Source organism: Haladaptatus sp. ZSTT2, from assembly GCF_037081775.1.
Taxonomy (GTDB): Archaea; Halobacteriota; Halobacteria; order Halobacteriales; family Halococcaceae; genus QDMS2.
Genome location: NZ_JBAMHQ010000001.1, coordinates 2,098,296 through 2,122,564 on the forward strand (window position 1 = coordinate 2,098,296; position 24,269 = coordinate 2,122,564).

The window sequence follows — 24,269 nt, forward strand, 5'->3', positions numbered from 1 at the left end:
GTAGCAACGTGACCTCAGATTTCGAACCGACGGGAGGCATTCACCACGTCACGGCTCTCGCGAGCGACCCGCAGCGAAACGTCGACTTCTATACCGAGACGCTTGGGCTGCGTCTCGTAAAGCAGAGTGTGAATCAAGACGAAGTTCACACTTATCACCTGTTCTACGGTGATGGCATCGGCTCTACTGGTACCTCAATGACCTTCTTCCCTATCGAACACGCCCGACAGGGGCGCGTTGGAAGTGGCCAAGTGCAGACGGTGGCGTTCCTCATCGACCCAGACGCAGTCGAGTTCTGGGTCGAGCGCTTTTCGGCCCTCGGCGTCGATTACGCAGCCCCCGAAACACGCGGCGACGAGACGGTCATTCCGCTTCGCGACCCCGACGGCCTGCAACTCGAACTCGTCGCCCACCCCGACGCGCCAGCGGGCAACCCGTGGGAACACAGCCCGGTTCCCGACGCCCACCAGATTCGTGGCTTTTTCGGCGTGACGCTCGCGCTCCACACCGCCGGGCCGACGGCCGACTTACTCGAAGCGATGGGCTATGCGCGCGTAGGCGACATCGACGCAGCGCGCACGCGATTCCGGGCAGACGGCGACCTCGGTTTCGTCGTTGACATCATCGCAAATGAAGAACGCGGCCGTGGCGCCCCCGGCGCGGGCACCGTCCACCACGTCGCCTTTCGCGTCCCTGACGACGACACCCACGAACAGTGGCGACAGGCACTCATCGCGCGCAATCTCAACGTCACGGACGTTATCGACCGCAAGTGGTTCCACTCGATTTACTTCCGCGAACCCGGCGGCGTCCTGTTCGAGATTGCGACCGAAAACCCCGGCTACACCGTAGACGAAGAACTTGCGGCCCTCGGCACGCACCTCGTCCTCCCCGAGTGGCTCGAAGGCCGCCGCAGCGAAATCGAGTCGAAACTCACCCCCCTCGACATCTCCCGTCCGGCAACGATGGAGGCAGACCAATGAGCGAAACTGACACCCACCCACACCAAGGCCAGCCAGTATCGACTGCAGGAACACCACTCGAAGAGGCAGACGCCGCCGTCATCTTACTCCACGGCCGCGGAGCCATGGCGACAGGCATCCTCGAACTCGGCGGCCAACTCGCCATCGATAACGTGGCCTATCTCGCGCCACAGGCCGCGAACAACACGTGGTATCCCTATTCGTTCATGAACCACATCTCGACCAACGAGCCACACCTCACCTCTGCGCTCCAACTCGTCGATGAGTTGCTCACAGAGATTGCAGACGCTGGCATCCCACCGGAGAAAACGATGCTCATTGGTTTCTCACAGGGGGGGTGTCTCGCCTGTGAATACATGGCTCGCAACCCCAAACGCTACGGCGGACTGGCTGGCCTGAGCGCGGGCCTCATTGGGCCACGCGGCACGCCGTGGGACTACGAAGGTGACCTCGAAGGCACGCCCGTGTTCCTCGGGTGCAGCGACTCAGACCCACACATCCCACTCGACCGCGTCGAAGAGACGACGAAAATCCTCACCGACCTCGGCGCAGAGGTAGACGAACGCATCTACAGAAGCATGGGTCACACCGTAAACGAAGACGAAATCGACGCCGTCCGCGAACTCGTTGCGAGCCTCGTCGCGTAACTACTTTTCGAGCGCCCGATGGGGCGCGATGTGCGGGCCGGTTTCGCTCGCCGCATCGACGTCCGCATCGACGTGAAACACGTCTGCGAGCAGTTCGTTGGTCACGACTTCGCGGGGCGGTCCCCAGTCGTAGAGCGCGCCGTCTTTCATCGCAATCAGGTTGTCCGCAAAGCGTGCAGCCATCCCGATGTCGTGGAGCACGACGGCGATGGTCACGTCGCGTTCGGCTTTGAGCGTCCGGATGACCTCCATCACGCGCAACTGGTGGTGTAAGTCGAGGTACGTCGTCGGCTCGTCTAACAACAATACGTCCGTGTCTTGGGCGAGCACCATGGCAATCCACGCGAGCTGTTTTTGCCCGCCGCTCAGACTCCCCAACTCCTCGTCTCGAATCTCCGTGACGCCCGCGAGGTCGATGGCGCGTTCGACCGCCTCGTGGTCGATTTCAGTGACGGTCTCGAAAAAGCCCCGATGCGGATACCGGCCGTGATACACGAGGTCTTCGACGGTCAGGCTGCCGGGCGAATCGTGTTCTTGCGAGAGCAAGCCGAGCTTTTTGGCCAGTTCCTTCGAGCCGAGTGAGTGAACGTCCGCGCCGTCTATGAGGATGTGGCCGCGGTCGAGCGAGAGCTGTTTTGCCATCCCCTTCAACAGCGTGCTCTTTCCGGAGCCGTTCGGGCCGACGAGCGCCGTCACCTCGCCTGCGGGGATGACGACTTTTTCGCACTCGACAATTGGGTGTTTCGTCGTCGGGTAGCCAATGGCGAGGGCTTCGCCCACGAGGTCGCTCGCGGGCGTCGTCGCCTCCTCGCTTTCTTCGTACACCACGCCACCGTCTGTGTTCGCGTGTTCGTTCGCCATCAGATTTCACCCAGTTGTTGCTTTTTGCGCATCAGGTAGAGGAAGTACGGCCCACCGACGAGGCCGGTGACGATGCCGACCGGAATCTGCACGGGATTGAGCGCGAGGCGCGCGCCGATGTCGGCGCTCACCATCAGCGCCGGGCCGATGAAGATGCAGCCAACGATGAGCCGTTTGTAATCGCTCCCGACGAGGTTGCGCACCATGTGCGGGACGATGAGGCCAACGAAGCCGACGATTCCGGCCGCCGCGATGCTCGCAGACGCCGCGAGAATTGCAATCCCCGAGAGGGCAAAGCGAACCTTCTCGACGGACATGCCGAGTGACTTTGCGGTTTTCTCACCGAGCAACAGCACGTTCAACTGCCGGGAGGCGATGAACGCAAGGCCCATCGAGACAATCGTCCACGGGAGTATCATTCGGACTTGTTCCCAGTCAACGCCCGTGAGCGACCCCGTCGTCCACGCGATGGCCGTCTGGACGACGCCGATGTCGTCTGCGAAGAAAAAGAGCGCCGTCTGGAGCGAGCCGAAAATCGTCGAGACGATGACGCCCGCGAGCACGAGGCGCACCGGACTCGTTCCGTTTTTCCACGCAATCGCGTAGACGATGAAGAACGCTACTGCGCCACCCACGGAGGCGATGAGCGGCAAGAACGCAGACAGCCCCGAGAACACGACGAGCGTCAGCAGAATCGAGAGGCCCGCCCCGGAACTCACGCCGAGGATGAAGGGGCTCGCAAGCTCGTTTCGCGTCACGGCTTGGAAGATGGCTCCCGAGACGGCGAGGTTCATCCCGACGAAGGCGGCGACGAGCACGCGCGGGAGGCGGATGTTCCAGACGATAATCGTCTCGTTCGAGAGGTCGATTGGCGCGGTCGACAGTCCGAGCGTACCGAGGACGGTTTTCATCAGGTCTTCACCGAGGAGGAACTGGAAGAGCACCTGCGGGTTCGTCCAGACGAGCGGGTCGAAAAACGCATCCCACGTCTGGGTGACGGTCATCGAGTACGACCCGAAGCTCATCTGAATCAGCCCGGCGGCGACGACGATGGCCGTACTCCCGAGCATGACGATGAGCAGTTCGCTCGTGACCCACCCGACGCGGCTCTCTCGGTTGCTACTTGCCCGGTTCGGTTGTGTCGGATTCTCGCTTTTCATGAGTCGAAATGTAGGATGGCGGGGCTGGCAGCGTCTGCGGCGCTGGCGACACCTTCTGGGTCGAAATCGAGTTTCGACCCCAACTACCGACCCCCGCGTTCAGTGAGGCGTGACCGCCACGGCTGCGACCACGCCTGTCGTCCATGGAGTTTAGGCGTGCCTAAATGAGTAAAAACGTTCCTATTTTTCGGCTGCCCTAAACTCCGTTCGCACGGACGGCTCTGCCCGCATACCAGAAGATGGTACCGTGGATGAGCAACACCACCCCCAGCAGGCCGAAGTTCCAGATGACGGCGTCGTAGTAGATGGCATCGACGATGACTGGCGTGTCGGTGAACGGGAGAAACGGTTTCACGGGCGGGGCGATGTCCGGCGCAGAGAAGATGTCCGCGACGAGGTGGCTTGACGCTCCGGTGAAGAACGCGAGCGCCGAGAAGGTAAACACCTGTCCGGTCGCTGGTTGCCCGCCAAGGTAGCGGTCGATGCGTGTCCGCAGGCGGGGAGCGACGACGGTCGCCGCTAGCGCGCCCAACACCAGCGCGAGCGTCGCCGCGAACGCGACGGTGTGGGTGATGCCGTGGTGTTCGACCGGAAACACGGCTCTGAGAAAGAGGTCAGAATCGGGCAGCAACGCGGTCGGAGCCGCGAGCGCGAGAAAGAGCAGACTCTCTTTTCGACCGAATTTGAGCCAGACGGGCACGGAGAGAGCAAGCGCAAAGCCGACGTGTCCGGCGAGGTCTACCATGCCCCGCCAGATGGCCCACGGTTAGTTAACGGTGCGGGCCGACTCAACCCACCCGCGGGTCTATGATTCGCTCGTGAGTAACTCGCGCACCGCGCGGTCTAATACGTCGTAGCCCGCCTCGATTTCTGCGAGTTTGATGTACTCGTTGAACGAGTGGGCCCGCGAGAGGTCGCCCGGCCCCCACGTGATCGCCTCCATTTCTGCGTCGTTGACGAAGTTTCGCACGTCGGTCGAAGCCTGAATCCCCCACGGTTCGGGGGCGACGCCGCCCACGTTTTGAGAGTGCTTGCGGAACACCTCTGCGAGTGGGCTGTCCACGTCGATTTCCGCGGCCTCGTAGGTACGAATCCGTTCCCACGACACATCAAGGTCGTACTCTTTGGCGAACGCGGTCACAATGTCGTCGACTTCTGCGTCCACGCCTTCGACCGCTTCGCCCGGCAGGATGCGGCGGTCGATTGTGATGACGGCGCGTTCGGGGACGACGTTCTCTTTGGTTCCAGCTTCGAACTTCGTCACCGTCGCGTAGGCTTTTTCGACGAGCGGGTCGGTTCGGGTGCGGAGTTCTGCGTCGTACGCCTCGATGGCGTCGAGCAGGGGGCGTGCGTGCATAATCGCGTTCGACCCTTGGTCTGGCCGACTGGCGTGTGAGGGTGCGCCTTCGACGGCGATCTCGTACCACGCGAGGCCCTTCTCGCTCGTCGCGGTGCGCATCTTCGTGGGTTCGAGGACGACGCCGTAGTCGCCGTCGTAGCCTGCTTCGAGCAGGGCTTTCGTGCCGGGTTCGCCCGTCTCCTCGCCAATCGCGGCGTGGACGACGACCGACCCGGGCAGGTCGCCGGATTCGAACTCGGGGGCGAGGTCGCGCGCGAGCAGCATGCCGATGGCGACCTGCGCTTTCATGTCCACGCTGCCGCGGCCGTAGAGGTTCCCGTCGTCGATTTCAGCGCCGTAGGCGTCGTAGTCCCACTGGGCTGGGTCGCCTGCAGGCACCACGTCGATGTGCCCGTTCAAGACGATGGTTGGGTCGCCGTCCCCGACGCGGGCGGCGACCTGTGGGCGGTCTGGGTACGGCTCTTCGACCAGCCACGAGTCGATACCCTGCTCCGAGAACCAGTCGTGGATGTACTCGGCGGCGGCGGCTTCGTTTCCGGGTGGATTCTCGGTTTCGATGCGAACGAGGTCTTGGATGAGTTCGGTGAGTTCGTCAGTCATTGTCTACGGAGAGCAACGCGTCTGCCTGCGCCTCAGAGAGGTTGAGCAGGCGACTGCCTGTAACGGGGAGTTCTTTCATCACGTAGTGTGAGGATGTCTCATCGACGCCGTCTACGGCGACGATGTCGTCTACGAGGTCGTTCATCTGCTCGCGCGAAGCGACGCGGGCGATGACGATGAAATCTACGTCGCCCATGGTGTAGTAGACGTGCTGGACGCCGCCAATTTCGGTGAGCCGTGAGCCAATCTCGTCTGCGTAGCCGCGCTCGTGGGTCACCGACACCTCGGTGATCATCACCGTCGAAAGCCCGAGCGCGTGGGGGTCGATGTCCGCGGTGACACCCGAAATCACGCCCTTTTCTTTGAGCTTCGAGAGCCGGTAGTGGACGGCGGATTTCGACAGGCCGAGTTCGTCTGCGAGCGTCTCTAAGCTCACGTCGAAGTCACGCTCGACCGCAGAGAGCAACGCGAAGTCGGTCTCGTCGAGCGTCACGGCGACGCCTTCCATCACTCCTCCATCGCCGCGTCCGAGACTTCGAGGGCAGTGTCGAGGGCGGCGACCGCCTCGTCGATTTCGTCTTCGGTGATGGTGAGCGGCGGCGCGATGATGAGCGTGTTAATCATGTTTGCGACGTAGACGCCTTGTTCGCTCGCGGCCCCAGAGACTTCGTCAACGACCGTCTTCCCGGTCGAAATCTTGTCGACACGCTGGCCAAACGGCACGCGACCTTCCGTACTCTTGGTGAGTTCGAGGCCGCGGAACAGGCCGACGCCGCGTGATTCGCCCACACTCGGGTGTTTCTCAGCGAGTTCGTCGAGTTTCGCGCCGAGGTACTCACCGCGTTCTTTGGCCTGCTCGATGAGGCCGTCGCGCTGGTAGGTTTCGACGGCGGCGAGGCCCGCGGCCACGGCGACCGGGTGGCCCGAGTAGGTGTGGCCGTGGCAGAACATGTTGTCCTCGAAGTGGGCGGCGATTTCGTCGGTGACGATAGTCGCCCCGAGCGGTGCGTACGCGCCAGTCAGCCCTTTCGCCATCGTCATGATGTCCGGCGTCACGTCGAACAGGTCACAGCCGAACCACTCGCCGGTGCGGCCAAACCCGGCCATCACTTCGTCCACGATGAGCAGCGCGCCGTGGTCGTGGGCGATTTCTTTCAGGCGCGGCAGATACTCGTCTGGCGGGACGAGAATCCCGTTCGAGCCAACGATTGGTTCGACCAGAATCGCGGCGACGGTGTCGCCTTCGAGCATCAGCATCTCGTCGATGTATTCGAGGCTCTCCATCGGTTCGAGCGTCGAGCCATAGGCGTAGGGGTCGGGCGCTTTGATGGTGCCGGGGATACCGGGTTCTGCCATCAGCCGCCGTGGGTCGCCCGTGACGCTAATTGAGCCGTAGGTCGAGCCGTGGTACGACCGGTAACGCGAGACGATTTTCTGCTTGCCCGTGACGAAGCGGGCGATTTTGATGGCCGCTTCGATGGCTTCGGTGCCGCTCGTAGAGAAGAACGTCTTAGAGAGGTTCCCGGGGGTGACCTCCGCTAACTTCTCGCCGAGTTTCGCGCGGGCTTCGGTGGTGTAGCCCGGCGCGACGTACGCCGCGGTCTTCGCCTGCTCTGCCATTGCCTCTGCAACGGCGTCCGCCGAGTGGCCGAGGTTCGAGCACATGAGTTGGCCAGAAAGGTCGAGGTACGACTTCCCGTCCGCCGTCTCGATGCGGTTGCCAGACGCGCCGACGACCTGTGTCGGCTTGACTTCTGACTGATACGACCACGTGCCGAAGACGTGTTTTTTGTCCAGTTGTTCGAGTTCGTTCATCCCAGTTTCAGCCTCGTCGCTCGTCATGTGGCTTGACATCGACTCTCATGTGTGGTTAATCTTTTGCTCATCAGTCGAATCAGACAACTGTTTCGTGTAGTTTGCCAAAACAATTGAACAACGTTCGAAGAAATAGAGATTCAACTAGACATATGACCGACCAAGATTTATGGTTGTGGCTGAGAACCGTTCACGCACATGGTTTCACTTGACGCCCTCTCACAGACGGGAGAGGTACGCAACTACGTCGGTGGGAACTGGACCGCAGTCGAGAGCGATGACGGGCAGGCCGTCATCAACCCCGCGACGGGAGAAGAACTCGCCTACGTGCCGTTTACCGGAACCGACCAACTAGACGAAGCAATCGCCACCGGACAGGAAGCGTTCGAGACGTGGCGAAACACCCCGGTTGTCGAGCGGATTCAGCCCCTCTTTCGGCTGAAGGCGCTGCTCGACGAACACCAAGAAGAACTCGCAGAAATTCTCGTCCAGGAACACGGCAAGACGTTCAACGAAGCGATGGGCGAACTGCGCCGCGGCATCGAGAACGTCGAGGTCTCCTGTGGCATCCCGACGATGATGCAGGCGGGCTTCCTCGAAAACGCGGCCCCCGGCATCGACGAAGCCGCCGTCCGCCAGCCACTCGGCGTCTTCACCGCCATCACGCCGTTTAACTTCCCCGGCATGATTCCACTCTGGTTCCTGCCGTACGCAGTCGCGACGGGCAACTCGTTCATCCTCAAGCCGTCCGAACAGGACCCACTCGTCGCCCAGCGCATCTTCGAACTGATCGACGAAGCGGGCTTCCCCGACGGCGTTGTCCAGCTCGTGAACGGTGGGAAAGACACCGTGAACGCGCTCATCCAGCACGAGGGCATCGCGGGCGTCTCCTTCGTCGGCAGCACGCCGGTCGCACGCCACGTGTACAAAGAATCGGCCGCCACCGGAAAGCGCGTCCAGGCGCAGGGCGGGGCGAAAAACCACATCATCGTCGCCGAATCCGCAGACCTCCGCCACGCCGCAGAGCAGACAGTCTCCTCTGCGTGTGCGTGTGCAGGCGAGCGCTGTCTCGCAAACGACGTGGTGCTCGTCCACGAGTCGGTGTACGACGAGTTCGCAGACCTCGTCGTCGAACTCGCAGACCAGCAGGTGGTCGGCTACGGGCTGGACGAAGGCACGGACATCGGCGCGATGATTTCTGCACCCCACGCAGAGCGCGTCCGCGGCCACATCCAGAGCGGCGTCGACGAAGGCGCGACGCTCCTGCGCGACGGCCGCGACGTCGAAGTCGAGGGCTACGACGGCGAGTTCATCGGCCCGACCATCTTCGGTGACGTGACCCCCGACATGACCATCGCGCGCGAGGAGATTTTCGGCCCCGTGTTCGGGCTCGTCCGCGTGAGCGACATGACCGAAGCCATCGACATACTCAACCAGAGCGAGTTCGGGAACGCCGCGAGCCTGTTCACCCGCGAGGGCGCAGACGCCCGGCGCTTCCGCAACGAAGCGCAAGCGGGTAACCTTGGCGTGAACGTCGGAACGAGCGCGCCGATGGCCTTCTTCCACTTCGGTGGCCGCAAGGCCTCCGCATTTGGCGACCTCCACGCACAGGGCGAGGACATGATTCAGTTCTACACGGACAAGACCATCTTCATCGAGCGCTGGCCGGACGCCTAACTCTCGTCTAAAACTCTCACTGTCTTTTTCTGCTGATCAAACGTGTCTGAGCAAACGCACGCAGATTTATGGTATGATGTGGCGTACCATATGTTGTATCGGGAACCGCAAGGATACACCGAACGATCTGTTCCAGAAAATCTGATTTCAGAAAGTACGGAAGAGGTTAGGGGCAACAACTGAGTCTCTGTGAAAGGAGAACGAAGTCAACGCTCCGAAGGAGAACCGAAATAACCCACAAACGTTGCCTTCCGGAAGGCGCGTTGTGAAGGCCATGTAACGGATGGGGCGTAAGCATCATTCGTGAAACTGGGAAACCAGAAGAGCCGTAGAGGGGTATGGAAAACGTTTCCCGTTCGGGTCCTAATTGCGGCTCTCGGTTGCTATCTCTCCCCTTGAGTTTTATCTCTGGAATCCACACTCACGTTTCGCTCGCTGCTAAATACTCGGTCAGCAACGACGGAAAATCCCGCCCTTTCAGATACCTGAGTCCAAACCCTTCTGCCCAGTGGATGATGCCCGTATCTTCGGTTACGACACCTGCTTCGAGTTCTCGGGCGAGGATGAGCAAGTCGAAGTCCTCGCGCGAATCGAGGATGCCCCGGCGCAGCGTCGAACGGTACTCTGAACGAAGGTCTGAGATGACTTTGTCGACTTCACTGAGCTGATCTCCAGTGTCAGAATCCCGCGACTCCTCGGCTTTTCGCACGGCTTTTTCAGAAACGCGCAGCCCTCTGTCTACACGATTGCTCATCTCTTCGATGAACTCGTAGACGATTTCTGCGGGAATCATCACCGTATACCGGTCGGGATTTTTCTTGATGAGCCACGTGTTGAGCTTCGAGAGCACCTCCTCTGAGACCCCTCTGTCTTTGAGCATCCGCGAGAGTTCCTCGTAGACAGACGGTGGGATGTAACACGAGATGTGGAGTTTGAGCTTCGCTTCGGCAATGAGGTCTAACAGGCGGTCGACCGCCTGTTCTACATCTTCGTCGTCGTCGCGTATCTCCTCGGTGATGAACGTAGACGTGTCGAGCACGAAGCGTTGTTTCAACGGATAGTCCGCCATCACCACCAGTTTGTCTCGCATGGCAATAGATACCAGTGCTCTGGGCCACCCAACACGTTATTGGGCGTCGGCAGAGTAGTTGTGTATAACATGTCCAATATTGCGCCCTCGGAAGTCAGCGCACGACTCCGCGACGGGGACGGCAGCCTCCACGTCCTCGACATTCGAAACCGTGACGAGTACGAAGAGTGGCACATCGAAGGGAGCCATAACATCCCCGTGTACAACTCGCTGAGCGCCGGGCAAACCCAAGCACTGCGAACTCGCTTGAACGAGATACCCGACGACGCAGAAATCGCGACCGTCTGTATCGCTGGTATCGTCTCCCAGAAGGCTGCTGCAGTCTTGCGCGATGAGGGTTACGACGCGAAGTCGATGGAGGGCGGCATGCGTGGCTGGGGAACCGTGTACGAACCCTACGACACCGGCGTTACCGGACTCACCCAAATCGTCCGCCCGGGGACGGGTTGTCTCTCCTACGTGTTTGCGGACGACGGCGAGGCGCTCGTCGTAGACCCCGCGCTGCACGCCGAGATTTACCAGCAGTTCGCAGACAACAACAACCTCGACATCGTCGGCGTCCTCGACACTCACGCCCACGCAGACCACATCAGCAGTGGCCCCCGTTTCAGCGAGTATCTCGACGTACCCTACTACCTCTCTGCGACGGACGCCCACGACCTTTCGGGATACACCCCCGTCGAAGAAGGCGACACCATCGCCGTTGGCAGTACCGACCTCGAAGTTTGGGAGACGCCGGGCCACACCCGCGGCAGCGTCGTGCTCCGCCTTGACGGGGCCATCCTCGCAGGCGACACCCTCTTCGTCCGGAGCGTTGGCCGCCCCGACTTAGAAGGCGGCACAGCCGAGGCAACAGAAGGGGCGAACCTCCTGTTCGACAGCCTCGACCGACTCGACTCGCTCTCCGACGACACGATGGTGTATCCGGGGCACTTCAGCAACGAGACCATCCGCCCCGTCGCAGACACCATCGCCGCGATTCGCGCGCGAAACGATCTGTTCGGTGTCGCGGACAAATCCGACTTCGTCGAGACCATCCTCGCAGACCTGCCCGACACGCCGAACAACTACAACCAGATTAAGGCCATCAACACGGGCAAAGAGCCGCTCACCCAGCAAGCCGCAGACTTAGAACTCGGCCCGAACAACTGCGCGTCGAACTAAATGGCGCTCGTCCACGGAATCCGAGAAAATCGAGGACAGTTCGCCCTCCAGTTGCTGACGGTGTTCGCCGTTGGCCTCACGATTGGCGCAGAACGGAACGTCGTTCCCCTCATCGGCCGTGACGTGTTCGGGGTCGAATCGCTCGCCATCATCGGCTCGTTCGTCGTCAGCTTCGGCTTCGTCAAAGCACTCCTCAACCTCTACGGTGGGAAGTGGTCTGAGACCTACGGCCGTCGCCCGATTCTCATCGCCGGATGGGTGGTCGCCCTCCCCATCCCGTTCATCCTCATCTACGCCCCGAGCTGGTGGTGGATTACGCTCGGAAACGTCCTCCTCGGCGTCAATCAGGGGCTCGCGTGGAGTATGAGCGTGAACGCAAAAATCGACCTCGCGGGCGCGCAAGCCCGCGGCACCGCCGTTGGCTTAGACGAGGCGTTTGGCTACACAGGGGTCGCCCTCGGCGCGTGGATTACTGGCGTCATCGCCGCCGAGTACGGCCTGCAACCCGCGCCGTTTTACTTTCTCGCGGGTGTCATCGTTCTCGCGCTCATCGTGTCGATTCTCTTCGTCGAGGAGACCTTACCGTACGCCCACGCAGAAGCCGACGCGAGCGACGCGGGCGAACAGCTTCCGTTCAGAGCGGTGTTAAAACGCGCGACGTGGGGAGACCGGACGCTCTTTGCGGCCGCCCAAGCCGGGAGCGTCGAGAAGTTCGTAGACGCGCTTGTCTGGATTGCGTATCCTCTGTATCTCACCGCCAACGGCCTCACCGTCGCACAGGTGGGCGTCGTCGTCGGGGTCTACGGCGGTGTCTGGGGCGTTCTCCAACTGTACACTGGCAAACTCGCAGACGACATCGGTCGGCGTCCGCCGGTTATCGTCGGCATGTTCGTCGCGGGGGCTGGCGTCCTCGCCACGGTGTTCGTCTCGGGGTACGGGCCGTGGATTGCCACCGCAGGCGTGACCGGGGTTGGGATGGCGCTGCTCTACCCTACCCTCATCACTGTCGCTGGTGACGCTGCCCATCCGACGTGGCGTGCCACGGGACTCGGCGTCTACCGTATGTGGCGCGACGCAGGCTACGGCTTCGGTGCCATCCTCATTGGCGTCACTGCAGACGCGTTCAGCTTGCAGGCGGCGTTCGTGATGGTTGCCGGTGCGATGTTCCTCTCCGGTGGTGTGGCCCTCTTTTGGATGCGCGAGACGCACCCCGAGTTCGGCAGAGATGCGTCCCATTCGACGGTCTCGCCAGTTATCGAAGAGTGAAAAATCGAAAAGTCGTTGCGTTTGGTTACTCGCGCTTCTGACCGGCGCGAATGGACGGACGCGTGTGTTCAGTCCCTTTGCCGCGCTTGCCGAGACCACGGTTGGATTTGCCTGCGCCGGTGAGCCCGCGGTAGGCACGTCCTTTGTGGGTCTCGTCGCAGATCCAGTTGAGATCGTCGTCGTTCTGGATGGCTGGGTGTGCCGGGTCAACGAGGATTGCTTCGAACCATTTCTGGCGGCCGTCTTCCCCGACCCAGTAGGAGTTGAGCACGCGCATGTTGCGGTACTTCGTGGATGCGCGCTCCTCTGCGATGCGCTGGATGGACTTCTTGCGCGTGATGCGGTTTACGCCCTGGCGCTTCGAGCGGCGACCCGCTTTGTGGCGCTGTTTGCGGGCGCTGCCCTTGCGGACGCTGATGCGCACGACGACAATGCCCTGCTTTGCCTTGTAGCCGAGGTTGCGGGCCTTGTCGAGGCGGGTTGGGCGTTCGACGCGCTCGATTGCGCCCTGTTTGCGCCAGTCTTGCTTTCGTTCCCACTGGAGGTCGGCGAGTTTGCCGTCCCCAGGGGTCTTCCATGCGTCTCGGATGTGAGAGTAGAAGCTTTTTGCCATGGTTATCACCACGGGCGTTGGGTGGTTCAGCCATCTCGACGGCGCGACGCCGTGCGAATCGAGACTGTGTGTCTCGGCGGCCACATTCCGACCTGTGTTCACAGGTGCCCGCTGGTGCCCGTGTCGTCCAGCGAGTTCGTTTGCGAGTTCGGCTCTTATGGCGTTTAAGGCCTTCGACTTGGCCGTTCGTTGCAGACCATTTCATGCCTTACGTCGTACGTAAGGTCAGTTTTTTGGGGTGCTTTGCTCCCGCTTAACAAAGGCCATCGCCAGCAGAGACGGTGATGCCATGGTGCCAGAACTACTCGGCGCAGATGGCGACTTGCCCGCACACCAACTCGGTCACGCTGAGGTGAACTAACATGTTGGAGTTATTCACGCCGTTGCAGGCGTTCTCCGGCCAGTTCCTCCAGTATGCCCTGTTGTTCTTCGTGTTGGCGATCATCGCGTCCGTCGTAGGTGCACGCGGTATCGCGGGGATAACGATGGAAATCGCAAAAATCTTCATTGCGATTTTCATCATTCTCGCCATCATCGCGCTCATCCTGTGACGGCCGTTTTGATTTTTCGACGCTCCTTGCCGAGCTGCGCTGCTCAGAACTGTTGGACAGCCTCGATGTCACTCGTCGATTGATATCCTGAAAACGGCGAGAGGAACGTACCCCTTTGTTTCGTGCCCCTCTCAAAGTGCACTGACCCGTCTCGCCAGACAAGTGCGTCGCCTGCTGTGGGACCCGCTCCCCATCCCCGCTTCGCTGTTTCGAGGCGCGTTAAACGAGGCTTCTGCCTGCACTTGCAAGCCCTCGTAGATTTCCTATCGTAGAATATGGTTTATCCGTTTGGTGGCGGCCACGACAATTCGCGCCGCTCACCGTCTGTGGGGCAACAATTCGAGACTTTCGGAAAAATTTCCGCGCTCAGGCTGCCGCTTCGATTGTCTCGAACTCACCGGCGACCACTGCATCGACAATTGCCTGCACGTCCAGCTCGCGGCGCACTTGCTGGGGATACTTCTGCTGGAAGTGCTGGACGATGTTCTTCAAGTCGCGTGCGAGCAATTCGGGGGCGTTTTCGTGGTCGGTTGCCACCGCCTGTGGCCAGTCGAAAATCGTGACTCCGTCTTTGCCGACGAACACGTTGTACGCGCTCATGTCCGAGTGGACGTACCCCCGGGCGTAGGCGCCTTGCATCTCTCCGACGATGAGGTCGAGGACGGGAACCACTTGGTCTGGTTCGAGGGCGGCCCGCGAGAGTTCGACCCCGTCGATTTTGTCCATGATGATGGCGTGGCGGTTGTGGTCGATGGGCCGAGGAACGTGCACGTCTGGATACAGGGTTTCGAGCACCTCGTACTCGCGTTCTGCGGCCTTCCGTGCGGTGTACTGCCACGAGACGTGCTGGTTATCGGCGGTGTAGTCGCGCTCTTTTTGCACCTCACGGAAGTTCGTAAACCCCTCACGGTGATACTTGAGCGCGAGTGGCTTGTACGACTGCACCTCGTAGACGTCGCTTTCCTTCCCAACCCCGAGGGGTGCGCCAAAGCCACGGATGGTATCGCGCTCTGAGAAGGTGCGAAGCGCGAGCGCATCGTAGCCTTCGAACGTCAGACGGTAGCCTTCGTACTGCTGGGTCTTTCGCTCGATGAGTTCGCGGTCGTGACACCGGTCGATTCGGTAGTCCACCTCCTTTTCGGTGAGGTTCGCAAACTCGGGGAGCTTCTCCCGGTTGACCCACTTGCTAAAACGCATTCCGTGTTCGATCCCCGAGAGGAGATAGAAGTCCTCGGGTTCGAGGTTCGCCATCTCTGGCGCGACGTTTCTGACCATTAGCGGGTGCTAGCGGGTCGGTGGCTAAAAGTTCGGCGAGTGACCGAAACGAGCTGATAAATCGTATAATGAGATATGAAATCGAAGGTGGCGGGCCACACTCGCAGCCACCGCTCGGGACTCCGTGTAAATACACCCTGAACATTCATGCAGCAGTTGTTACTCGGTGACACACATGGGTTGGCTACGGGCCGCCTGCGACGGTGGGTTTTTCGGGCCCGAATGAAAGCCTCCGCCACACGGCTTTCAGCCATTACCTTCTCCGTTCGCGAGCGACGCAACGCCTTTCTCTCCGGCCTTCCCATTTCGACTATGACTGACCTCGCAGACCGGGAGTGGCGGCTCATCCGGGAAGAAGCGTGGGACGGCCCGATGAACATGGCACTCGACGAAATCGCCGCAGAAACGGCAGCCGCGGGCGGGCCACGAACGGTACGCGTCTATCAGTGGAAACCAAGTACGCTCTCGCTTGGCTACCGCCAGGAACCAGACTCGGTTGATTGGGAGTTCTGTGCAGAACACGGCATCTCCGTCACCCGACGCCCAACCGGCGGCGGCGGCATCTATCACGGCGAGCACACCGACATCTCCTATTCGATTACCGCTCCGGCCGCAGAACTCCCGGGCGACCTGATGGAGACCTACGAACTGCTCTGTACGCCGGTGTTCTCCGCCTTCGAAGAGATGGGCGTCCCCGCACACTTCGCAGACGAACCCCAGCCCTCGCTCTACAAACCCTCGTGTTACCTGCGCGACTTACACCCCGCCCACGACGTGGTGGCAGCGGGACGAAAGATTAGTGGGAATGCACAGTACCGTCGCCGCGACGCCATCATCCAACACGGCTCGCTCAAGTACGACCTCGACGCAGACACGCACCTCGCGGTGTTTGCAGACCCCAATTTGACCACTGACGACGTGGAAAACCGCATCACGTCGATTCACGAACTAACTGGAATCTCGCGTGCGGACGCCGTCACCGCACTCGAAGACGCCCTCGGCGCGTGGACAACGGCTGACGAAGGAACGTGGACACAAGATGAAATCAACCGCGCACGCGAGCGCGCAGACGAGAAGTTCGCCTCGGAGGCGTGGAACAAAAATCGCACGAACCCTCTTTCGAACTAGAAGCCAAACGTCTCGCTTTCGAGTTCGCCAACGTGTTCTGCGACCGCTTCGTGGAGTTCTGCGAGCGGTGGCGTGTCGAGCGTCGGGTCGATAGCGTTCTCCGCAATCCACCGATAGCGGATGATACCGTCTTGGTCTACGAGGAAACACGACCGGTGGGCGCGTGGAATCACCTTGAAAGTGCGGTATTTCACGTCGTAGGCGTCTGCAATCGAGAGGTTTGCATCGGTGTACAGCGGAAACGACAGCCCGAGTTTGTCGATGAACCGCCGGTGGGTCGCTGGTCGCGATTTGCTCACGCCGACGACCTGTACTTGCTCGCCGCTTGCGAACCAGTCGTAGTCGCGGAAGGCACACCACTCACTGATACAGTCGGGCGTGAAGTCGTTGGTGTAAAACGCGAGTAAGACAGGACGGTCTTCGAGTAACGAAGCGAGTGCGGTCGGTTCGGTTGAGCCGTCCGCGGTGACCAGCGGTGCGGTGAAATCGGGCGCCTGAGTTTCCACAGAAAGCCCTCGTTCTCCATTCATGAATTCTGATAGGTCTGTGTGTATGTATATACTTGGGTCGTCACGGGGTTCGAAGCCCCTTTGCTCCTCTACGAGAAACGACGGGTATGCGAGTCGGAGCACACGTTTCTATGTCGAGTTCGAAAGTGTCGAGTGACCCGGAAAAACCCCCACACGACAACATTGCGAACGCCGTTTTCAGACAGGTCGCCTTTGGCGGCAACTGCGGACAGATTTTCACCCACTCCCCACAGGTCTGGCAGAGCCCGGAGATAAGCGACGAGGAGGCCGACCTGTTCAAATCGAAGACGGCGTCCGAACTGGCTGGCCCGTGGGTCATCCACTCGTCGTACCTCGTGAACCTCTGTACGCCAAAAGACGGGCTTCGCCAGAAATCCGTAGACAGCATGCAAGAGGAAGTCGATGCGGCCGCGCAACTCGACATCGAGTACGTGAACGTCCACCTCGGCGCGCACACCGGCGCGGGCGTCGAAGGCGGCCTCGAAAACGCCGTCTCCGCGCTCTCGGAACTCGACATTCCAGAGAGCGTCACCGTCCTCTTAGAGAGCGACGCGGGCAGCGGGACGAAACTCGGCGGCGACTTCGAACACCTCGCCTACGTTCTTGAGAACTCAGACCAGAACCTCGATATCTGCCTCGACACGGCCCACGCCTTTGCGGCGGGGTACGACCTCTCGACCGAAGATGGCGTCTACGAAACCATCGCCGAACTCGACGAGGTTGTGGGCTTAGAGCACCTGAAGTGCGTCCACCTGAACGACTCGAAGCACGCCTGCGGGACGAACAAGGACGAACACGCTCTCATCGGTGAGGGGCTGATTGGCGAAGAAGGCATGCGTGCGTTCATCAACCACCCCGACCTCGAAGACGTTCCACTCGTCCTCGAAACCCCGACCGAAGACGGCAAAGGCTTCGCGTGGAACATAGAGCGCGTCAAAGAACTCCGCAACTAGATGCGTCGTTTCGGGGCTGAGTACCTGCGTGAGACGCGACGGGGAATGTGGGAGGACACGACGGCGCTTGCAGGACTCGATCTCCCGAATCGCAGACGCGTCTTAGACGTGGGCTGTGGCACGGGCGAGTTGACGAGCGTCCTCGACGCAGCATCGCCCGCCGAAGTCGTCGGCGTCGACCGCGACCCCGACCTCCTCGCCCACCTCACTGGCCCGGCCGTCCGCGGCGATGCGCTGGCCCTGCCGTTTGCAGACGACACGTTCGACCTCGTGGTCTGTCAGGCGCTGCTCATCAACCTCCCCGACCCGGCCGCGGCCGTCCACGAGTTCGGTCGGGTGTCGCGCGACCTCGTCGCCGCCATCGAACCGGACAACGGGGCGGTGACCATCGAGTCAACCGTCGACTCGGAGGCGCGACTGGCCACGACCGCGCGTAAACACTATCTGACGGGCGTAAACACGGACGTCACCCTCGGCGCGGCCGCAGCCGACCTGTTTCGCGAGGCTGGTTTCTCCGACGTTTCGACGGTCCGCTACGACCACGTCCGGACGGTGTCCCCACCCTACGACCCCCACGAGTTAGAAAATGCAAAGCGCAAGGCCCTCGGCTCGGGGCTCTCGAAAAATCGCGAGGAAATGCTTGCAGGTGGTCTCACAACCGACGCGTTCGAAGCCCTGCGTGAGGCGTGGCGCGAGATGGGTCGCGACGCAATAACACAGATGCAGACAGAAACCTACGAAAAGAGCGAGACGGTGCCGTTTTACGTCACTGTGGGTCGCGTCTGATTCAGCCGTCGAGAATCGCTTTGGTGCGCTTGTTCAGTTCTTGTATCTTCTCGATTGCCGCCTCGGGGAGCATGTCCTGTGGCGGTTCGAGCGCAGGTTGGCCCTCGGGCGACGGGTTGCCAACGATGACGGTTCCGAGCATGCCCACTTTCTCGTGGGGCGTACAGAAATAGTCGTAGACTCCCTCGACGTCGAAGGTGTGTTCGAACTCCATGCCTTCGTCTACGAGCACTTCGCTGTCCCATGGCTCTGCCTCGTCGGGGATGCGGGTTGGCTGGTCGTACTCTAAGTGGTAGGCGGTCGTCGAGTGGACGCCGCTCACCTGTTTCCACGTCACGATTGCACCCTGTTCGACCCAAGCGATATCCGGCCGGAAGCCGGTCGAGTCGCCTTTGGTCCACATCTCGACGGTCGCACTCGACTGTGGCTCGGTCGGGTCTTTCGGCGTTGGCTCGCTGGTCGTGGTTTTTTCCGTGGTCGTCTCCTCACCGGATTGCGTAGTCGTGCTCGTGGTCGTCTCGTCGTTTCCGTTTCCGCCGGACGTACAGCCCGCAAGTGAGAGGGCAAGGCCAGCTCCCGTGAGCTGTACCAATCTGCGACGAGTCAAGTCAGTCATTGTGAAAGAACACGGGAGACGAACCTAAAACGTGTTGCGGCCGTCAGACCACGTCACCGCGTACCGATGCACCGTCTTGGCTCGCGCGATATTCCCGCACGACGTCTGCGGCGGTCGCTGCCTCTTGATCGTCCATGCCGAGCATTTCGAGCGCGCCAGCGAGCGTGGGGAAGACGTACTCGCCGTTTCGCAGTTTGTCGAAAGCCTCGGCCGACCGGGTGCCGTCAATCCACAGCGCCGCGCCGCGTGGGTCTAAAATCTGTTCGTACGCCTCGCGGGCCATCGCCCCGCGCAGCCGCTGGGTGACGTTGTTCTCGAACCCGGCGTTGCACACTTCGAGGTGTATCGGCTCGTCTGGGGAGACGAGGTGGGAAGCGAGGCACTTTTCGGGGGCGACGTGGCCGTTATCGTTCGCGCGGATGTGTTCTGGGTACTGCTCTGCCCAGTCGAGGCGCACGGTTTGGCCAACACCTTTGACGCCGTATTCGCGTCGGAACTCGGCTTCGCGGCTGCCGTCGCCGTGAAACAGGAGGTCTTTTCTCAGATAGATATCGAGGCGGGAGACGGGGTCGAGCCCGAGTGCGAGGTCGCCGTACACCCAGATTTCGCGCACGGGAACCGGCATCGTCTCCGATTCGACCGTTTCGACGAGGCGTTCGACCCGGTCGACCGCCGTCGCGCGGTCTAATTCCATGCTCTCGTCTTGCAGGCGGGGGTGGAAAACGATTGCCTCTGTTCGAGGTATAGTTTCTTACCAATACTTACCAATATGTGAGTATGATTGCGTCTAGCGTTCAACGAGGGGTCAAACAGTGGGCCGTTTCACTCGTTGGACTGCTGTTCGTCCTCCTGTCGGTCGGTCTACTGGCGTTTGGGGACACGAATGCACGACCTGTTGAATTCTTACTCCCGCTGCTTCTCGCCTTTTCGCTCGTCGGCTTTGGCGTGTGGCTCGCTCGCTTCCGCTTATCCCCGTCAAGAGCTTCGTGGGTCGCAGCTTGGACGGTCGCAGGAACGGGACTACTCGCGTTGATGAGTGTCTGGACAACGTACCACAGTGTCACTGACGGCATCCCACTCACCGAAGCACTGGAACAGGGACTTGTCCACCTCACACTCGGAGGTATCTCTGGTGCAGCGGTCGGGTTTTTCGACGTGCGCAGAGAGGAACAACGCGAACTGGCCGCTCGCGTCCAACAGGCCGTTGATGCAACCATGGACGGGGTTGCGGTGTTCGATAGCGACGGCCGCTTCATATCGGTCAACAACGCGTTTCTCGACCTCTTTGGCTTTGACGATAAAGCGGAATTGCTCGGCGAAGAGTGGCAATCTATGGGACTCACAGCGGGCGATGCGCTGTACGACACCCACGTTCGCGAGATAATCCTCAATAGAGGCACGTGGCACGGTGAACTCGAAGTGAAACGGAGAGACGGTACGGTGTTTCCGGTGGAAGTGACTTTCAACCAGGCGGATACGGGAGACACGGCTGTAGTCGTGCGAGAAATTACAGACCGGAAGGACGCAGAATCCCGGGTGAAGTTGCTTCAGGAAGCGACACTCTCGTTCGGGACAGAACACGATATGGACGTCATCATTGAGTCAGCGATGGACGTAAGCCAGTCGATTATCGACTATCCGATGGCAATCTTTTGGTCGTACGACGAGGACGCAGACAAGCTGGTTCCAACGCACGCCTCTGATTCCACGCTCGAAATGCTCGACGAAAGCGGACTCTCCCTCGACGATGCCGTCGTCTGCGCGGGGATGGAACAGCTCAGGGTGTTCAAAAGCGGCGAGACCAAACTCCTCGAAAACTACCAGTCAGTGCCCACAGCGCAACGCTTCCCACTCCCGCTTGGAAGCGTCCTGTACGCCCCAATTGGCAACTACGGACTTATCGCGATTGCGTCGAGAGAGAAGAAACAGCTCTCACAGACGAACCAGTATCTTGTCGATATTCTCACGCGGAGCCTTCGAACGGCGTTCGACCGACTTTCGCGCGAACAGGCAATCGAAGACCTCCAGACTGAGATGCGAACGATGGTGAAAACCACCGACGAACAGCGAATCGCTGAGATTGCGATGATGACGGCGAGAGACGTCCTTGGTTTCCCTATTTCCGGGATTTGGCTCGTAGACGAGACTGAAACGAAACTAGAACCGGCTGCGTGTACCACAGAGGCAGAAAACGTGTTCACCGAGTATCCGACGTTTACGCAAGGAGAGAGCCTCTCGTGGCAGGCATTTGCGACCGGCACCTCGTATGCGTTCGACGACGTGAGTTCCGTCGACGGTCGGTTCAATCCAGACACCAAAATGCGAAGCGAACTCATCATCCCGCTTGGTGAGTACGGCGTCGTCAATATCGGTTCGGTCCAGCCAAACGCCTTCGACGAGACCGACGTGTCGCTCGCCCACATCCTCGCGGCGAACACCGAAACTGCTCTTGGCCGGGCCAAACACGAAGCCGACCTCGAACGCCAAAACGACCGCCTCGAATTCCTGAACAGCCTGCTGCGCCACGACATCTTAAACGGGATGGTCGTGATTCAATCGCGTGCCCAACTGCTCGCAGACCGGCTTTCGGGTGACGAACAACGGCACGCAGAGACCATCGACCGCTGGTGTGTCACCATCATCGACCTCGTCCGGCACGTCCGAGCGATGCTCGACGTGTTCGCGGGGTCTACCCCCGTCGAGTTGCACCCAATCAATCTCTCGCGGGTGTTGCTGAACGAAGTAGACCGCGTTCAGTCTACGTACCCCGATATCGAGTTTTCTGTCTCCGTCCCAGACGACGTTACCGTCAGGGCAAACGACCTGCTTTCGGAAGTCCTCGGGAACGTCGTCTCGAACGCCGTCGAACACAACAGTAGCGACGACCCGTCTATCGACATCTCAGTCACCACAGACGACGAGACGGCGACGGTTCGCGTGGCCGACAACGGCCCCGGCGTTCCACAGGCACAGAAAGAAGCCATCTTCCGGCGCGATGAGACGGGCCACGCAAAGACCTCTGGCACGGGCTTTGGCCTGTTTTTCGTCGATGCCATGGTCTCGCAGTACGGTGGTTCCATCCACGTCGAAGACAACGACCCGACCGGTGCTGTGTTCCACCTCACGTTTCCGCTCGCCACCGTCTCCTCGACCGCCTAACTCCTTCTCTGTGACTGCTCGAACTCGTGCTCCGAGGCAGTTCAAACATCCAGACATATCAGCGACAATAGATTAATCACACTTCCGGTCCGATATGCTTTCCTCTAGTCGAATGTCTGTTCCCGCCTCCCGTCGCCACTGGCAGCCGCTACTCATTATCCTCATTGGCTGTCTCTTTGCCGCTCTCACACTCTCTAGTATCTACACGCCGCTCGGGCCAACCGTCTCAGACCTCTCGTCGTACGTGATGCCGCTTTTGCTTTCGGGTGGATTGATGCTCTTTGGTGGGTGGCTCACTCAAAGCGACCTCGAATCGCGCTATCAGACCACCATCGTTCTGTGGTGTGTCGGGTCGATGAGTTTTCTTGGCCTGCTCGGACTGTGGGCGTACTATCTCGTCATCACGGCTGGCCTCGACGCCAATAGCGCGGGCTTTCTGTTGGTCGCAAGCGCGTCGTTCGGTGGGTTTGCCGGCTGTGTCGTGGGCTACTACAACGTTACCGGTCGCGCCAGACGCGAAGAAGCCGACCTCGCAGCCCGCATCATCGACTCGGTGATGGATGGCATTTCACTGCTCGACGAAGACGGCAACTACCTTTTCGTGAACCCTTCGTACACCGACATCCTCGGCTATGAAGAAGCCGAACTCATCTCCGAGCACTGGACGATGCTCTACGACGACGAGACAGAACAATACATCTACGACGAAGTCTTGCCGACGGTCGAACAGTCGGGGACGTGGTTCGGGACGGTGTCCGCACAGCGAGCAGACGGAACGGTGTTCCCACAGGAAGTCGCACTTAACCGACTCGCTGATGGCAGATATATCGCCGCTATCCGCGACGTCTCAGACCACCTCCGCTACGAACACATCGTCGAAGAACTCCACGAAGTCACCCGCGAGATGGTGCAAGCAGAGACGACCGAGGAGGTGTGTAAAATGGCAGTCGATGCGGCACACAACGTGCTCTCGATGCCACTCGCCGCGGTGTGGCTGTACGACGACTCGACAGAGCAACTCGAACCCATCGAAAAAACCGACGTTTCCGGACTCCTCATTGGCGACCTTCCCACCTACAGCGCGGACGAGCCAAGCCTTTCGTGGGACGCGTTCAAGCGCCAAGAGCTTCGCGTCATCGACAACATTGTGACAGAGGATTCGCGTTCCAATCCGGACACACGGATTCAAAGCGAGATGATTGTCCCGCTTGGAACCTACGGCGTGCTCAACATCGGTTCGATGTGCACGCACGCGTTCGATGAGATCGACGAGAGCGTTGCACGCTTGCTCGCCGCGAACACCGAAGTCGCCCTCGAACGCGCAGACCGTGAACACGCACTCACCCTCAAAAACGACCAACTCGAGTTCTTGAACAGCCTGTTGCGCCACGATATCTTAAACGGGATGATGGTCATCAACAGTCGCGCTGAAACGCTCGCAGCGGAGCTTGCTGGTGACCACCAACGCTACGCCAAGACGATTGTGCAGTGGTGTACCGACATCACCGACCTCGTAATCCACGTTCGAGGCGTGTTGAACGCCCTGACCGGCGACGGTCTCGAAACCCGCACGGACGTGAATCTCTCTGCGGTGCTTGAAGCCGAACTCGACCGCATCCGCATGACGTATCCCGACGTGACGTTCTCGGTCGACATCCCGGCTGATGTGACCGTCGAAGCGAACCAATTTCTCTCAGAAGTGTTCGGCAATGTCATCACGAACGCCATCGAGCACAACGCCAACGACACTCCGCTCGTCGAGGTGTTCGTAGCGCCAGACCCGGCAAACGACGAGGTAACCGTCCACATCGGTGACAACGGTTCTGGCGTGCCGGATGCACAAAAAGAGAGCATCTTCCGGCGTGGTGTGACGGGCCACGCAAAGACCTCTGGCACGGGCTTTGGCCTGTTTTTCATCGATACCATGGTCTCGCAGTACGGCGGGTCGGTCGTCGTCAAAGACCGTAAACCGACGGGCGCGCTGTTCTGTATCACGCTTCCGCTCGGGGCGACTGTGGAGGCCTGAAGCCCGTTC

At 60.4% G+C, this 24,269-nt stretch carries 23 protein-coding genes; 11 read left to right on the forward strand and 12 right to left on the reverse strand.

Annotated elements, in window-relative coordinates:
- The first annotated feature begins 8 nt into the window (after nucleotides 1–8).
- Both V5N13_RS11510 and V5N13_RS11515 read left to right on the forward strand, forming a co-directional pair.
- A complete protein-coding gene (locus tag V5N13_RS11510; RefSeq protein ID WP_336360874.1) occupies nucleotides 9–983 on the forward strand; it encodes a ring-cleaving dioxygenase in 975 nt (324 codons plus the stop codon).
- Complete coding sequence (locus V5N13_RS11515; protein ID WP_336360875.1) at nucleotides 980–1,630, forward strand: alpha/beta hydrolase; 651 nt, start codon at nucleotides 980–982, stop codon at nucleotides 1,628–1,630. The genes V5N13_RS11510 and V5N13_RS11515 overlap by 4 nt, the downstream gene beginning before the upstream one ends.
- On the opposite strand, the gene V5N13_RS11520 is transcribed toward V5N13_RS11515, so the two are convergent.
- The 6 genes from V5N13_RS11520 to V5N13_RS11545 form a co-directional block, all read right to left on the reverse strand.
- Nucleotides 1,631–2,491 (reverse strand): ABC transporter ATP-binding protein, encoded by an 861-nt coding sequence (locus V5N13_RS11520; RefSeq protein ID WP_336360876.1) that lies wholly within the window; start codon nucleotides 2,489–2,491, stop codon nucleotides 1,631–1,633.
- Nucleotides 2,491–3,651, reverse strand: coding sequence for a FecCD family ABC transporter permease (locus V5N13_RS11525; RefSeq protein WP_336360877.1), 1,161 nt, complete (start codon nucleotides 3,649–3,651; stop codon nucleotides 2,491–2,493). The genes V5N13_RS11520 and V5N13_RS11525 overlap by 1 nt, the downstream gene beginning before the upstream one ends.
- Nucleotides 3,652–3,847: 196 nt before the next feature.
- On the reverse strand, nucleotides 3,848–4,396 hold the full coding sequence (locus tag V5N13_RS11530) for a metal-dependent hydrolase (RefSeq protein WP_336360878.1): 549 nt from the start codon (nucleotides 4,394–4,396) through the stop codon (nucleotides 3,848–3,850).
- Between the two features lie 60 nt (nucleotides 4,397–4,456).
- Nucleotides 4,457–5,611 carry a M20 family metallopeptidase gene (locus V5N13_RS11535; protein ID WP_336360879.1) on the reverse strand — a complete coding sequence of 385 codons (1,155 nt, stop codon included), beginning with the start codon at nucleotides 5,609–5,611 and terminating at the stop codon, nucleotides 4,457–4,459.
- A complete protein-coding gene (locus V5N13_RS11540; protein WP_332898065.1) occupies nucleotides 5,604–6,119 on the reverse strand; it encodes an Lrp/AsnC family transcriptional regulator in 516 nt (171 codons plus the stop codon). Before V5N13_RS11540 ends, V5N13_RS11535 begins: the two co-directional genes overlap by 8 nt.
- Nucleotides 6,119–7,453, reverse strand: a complete 1,335-nt coding sequence (locus V5N13_RS11545) for an aminotransferase family protein (protein WP_332898066.1) — start codon at nucleotides 7,451–7,453, stop codon at nucleotides 6,119–6,121. The genes V5N13_RS11540 and V5N13_RS11545 overlap by 1 nt, the downstream gene beginning before the upstream one ends.
- A gap of 171 nt (nucleotides 7,454–7,624) precedes the next feature.
- On the opposite strand from V5N13_RS11545, the gene V5N13_RS11550 reads away from it, so the two are divergent.
- The gene (locus tag V5N13_RS11550; protein ID WP_332898067.1) at nucleotides 7,625–9,103 is read left to right on the forward strand and encodes a CoA-acylating methylmalonate-semialdehyde dehydrogenase; all 1,479 of its coding nucleotides are present in this window, start codon (nucleotides 7,625–7,627) and stop codon (nucleotides 9,101–9,103) included.
- 421 nt (nucleotides 9,104–9,524) lie between these two features.
- Here the strand turns inward: V5N13_RS11550 and V5N13_RS11555 are convergent, their stop codons facing one another.
- Entirely contained in the window at nucleotides 9,525–10,172 is a 648-nt protein-coding gene (locus V5N13_RS11555; protein ID WP_336361431.1) for an RNA ligase partner protein, read from the reverse strand.
- A gap of 90 nt (nucleotides 10,173–10,262) precedes the next feature.
- Here V5N13_RS11555 and V5N13_RS11560 point away from each other — a divergent pair, with 90 nt between their 5' ends.
- A complete protein-coding gene (locus tag V5N13_RS11560) occupies nucleotides 10,263–11,357 on the forward strand; it encodes an MBL fold metallo-hydrolase (RefSeq protein ID WP_336360880.1) in 1,095 nt (364 codons plus the stop codon).
- A complete protein-coding gene (locus tag V5N13_RS11565; RefSeq protein WP_332898069.1) occupies nucleotides 11,358–12,623 on the forward strand; it encodes an MFS transporter in 1,266 nt (421 codons plus the stop codon).
- A 25-nt stretch (nucleotides 12,624–12,648) separates the two neighbouring features.
- Here the strand turns inward: V5N13_RS11565 and V5N13_RS11570 are convergent, their stop codons facing one another.
- Entirely contained in the window at nucleotides 12,649–13,236 is a 588-nt protein-coding gene (locus tag V5N13_RS11570) for a 50S ribosomal protein L15e (RefSeq protein ID WP_332898070.1), read from the reverse strand.
- Nucleotides 13,237–13,598: 362 nt separating this feature from the next.
- On the opposite strand from V5N13_RS11570, the gene V5N13_RS11575 reads away from it, so the two are divergent.
- Nucleotides 13,599–13,787, forward strand: a complete 189-nt coding sequence (locus V5N13_RS11575; protein WP_332898071.1) for a DUF1328 family protein — start codon at nucleotides 13,599–13,601, stop codon at nucleotides 13,785–13,787.
- A 366-nt stretch (nucleotides 13,788–14,153) separates the two neighbouring features.
- On the opposite strand, the gene V5N13_RS11580 is transcribed toward V5N13_RS11575, so the two are convergent.
- Nucleotides 14,154–15,062 carry a serine/threonine-protein kinase RIO2 gene (locus V5N13_RS11580; RefSeq protein WP_336360881.1) on the reverse strand — a complete coding sequence of 303 codons (909 nt, stop codon included), beginning with the start codon at nucleotides 15,060–15,062 and terminating at the stop codon, nucleotides 14,154–14,156.
- 312 nt (nucleotides 15,063–15,374) lie between these two features.
- Between V5N13_RS11580 and V5N13_RS11585 the strand changes: the two genes are divergently transcribed.
- Nucleotides 15,375–16,190, forward strand: a complete 816-nt coding sequence (locus tag V5N13_RS11585; RefSeq protein WP_336360882.1) for a lipoate--protein ligase family protein — start codon at nucleotides 15,375–15,377, stop codon at nucleotides 16,188–16,190.
- Here V5N13_RS11585 and V5N13_RS11590 read toward each other — a convergent pair.
- Complete coding sequence (locus V5N13_RS11590) at nucleotides 16,187–16,720, reverse strand: peroxiredoxin (RefSeq protein WP_336360883.1); 534 nt, start codon at nucleotides 16,718–16,720, stop codon at nucleotides 16,187–16,189. The genes V5N13_RS11585 and V5N13_RS11590 overlap by 4 nt on opposite strands.
- A gap of 86 nt (nucleotides 16,721–16,806) precedes the next feature.
- Between V5N13_RS11590 and V5N13_RS11595 the strand changes: the two genes are divergently transcribed.
- Both V5N13_RS11595 and V5N13_RS11600 read left to right on the forward strand, forming a co-directional pair.
- On the forward strand, nucleotides 16,807–17,673 hold the full coding sequence (locus V5N13_RS11595) for a deoxyribonuclease IV (RefSeq protein WP_442905071.1): 867 nt from the start codon (nucleotides 16,807–16,809) through the stop codon (nucleotides 17,671–17,673).
- The gene (locus V5N13_RS11600) at nucleotides 17,674–18,459 is read left to right on the forward strand and encodes a class I SAM-dependent methyltransferase (protein WP_336360884.1); all 786 of its coding nucleotides are present in this window, start codon (nucleotides 17,674–17,676) and stop codon (nucleotides 18,457–18,459) included.
- Between the two features lies 1 nt (nucleotide 18,460).
- Here V5N13_RS11600 and V5N13_RS11605 read toward each other — a convergent pair whose 3' ends face one another.
- Nucleotides 18,461–19,075 carry a plastocyanin/azurin family copper-binding protein gene (locus tag V5N13_RS11605; protein ID WP_336360885.1) on the reverse strand — a complete coding sequence of 205 codons (615 nt, stop codon included), beginning with the start codon at nucleotides 19,073–19,075 and terminating at the stop codon, nucleotides 18,461–18,463.
- A gap of 43 nt (nucleotides 19,076–19,118) precedes the next feature.
- Nucleotides 19,119–19,769, reverse strand: coding sequence for a DUF7095 family protein (locus V5N13_RS11610; protein ID WP_336360886.1), 651 nt, complete (start codon nucleotides 19,767–19,769; stop codon nucleotides 19,119–19,121).
- An 83-nt stretch (nucleotides 19,770–19,852) separates the two neighbouring features.
- On the opposite strand from V5N13_RS11610, the gene V5N13_RS11615 reads away from it, so the two are divergent.
- The gene (locus V5N13_RS11615) at nucleotides 19,853–22,234 is read left to right on the forward strand and encodes a GAF domain-containing protein (RefSeq protein ID WP_336360887.1); all 2,382 of its coding nucleotides are present in this window, start codon (nucleotides 19,853–19,855) and stop codon (nucleotides 22,232–22,234) included.
- Between the two features lie 94 nt (nucleotides 22,235–22,328).
- Nucleotides 22,329–24,260, forward strand: a complete 1,932-nt coding sequence (locus V5N13_RS11620) for an ATP-binding protein (RefSeq protein WP_336360888.1) — start codon at nucleotides 22,329–22,331, stop codon at nucleotides 24,258–24,260.
- The last annotated feature ends 9 nt before the right edge of the window (nucleotides 24,261–24,269 follow it).